We start from the raw sequence: 238 nt of genomic DNA on the forward strand, positions 1-238 counted from the left end.
GTACTATAGGTCATCACGAAGGCAATTCACCAGATAGCCGCTCTATGCAGGCGGGCGAAAAACGAGGTTATAGCTTCAAAGGGATTTATTCGCGCAAAGTGCGCAGTAGTGATTTTACTGAATTCGATTTGATTTTAGCCGCCGACAAACAAAATTTAGCCGATTTAACTCAGCGTTGCCCAGCACATTTACAGTATAAGCTTGCACTGTTTTTAGAGTTTGGTGAGCAGGCTGTAAG

The 238-nt window shown here is 43.7% G+C and carries 1 protein-coding gene; it reads left to right on the plus strand.

Annotated elements, in window-relative coordinates:
• On the plus strand, nucleotides 1-238 hold a 238-nt coding region (locus tag AAEY83_RS18330; protein ID WP_502945224.1), incomplete at both ends, for an arsenate reductase/protein-tyrosine-phosphatase family protein.

It is taken from the genome of Psychrobacter sp. TB20-MNA-CIBAN-0197, assembly GCF_040309765.1.
Taxonomy (GTDB): domain Bacteria; phylum Pseudomonadota; class Gammaproteobacteria; order Pseudomonadales; family Moraxellaceae; genus Psychrobacter; species Psychrobacter submarinus.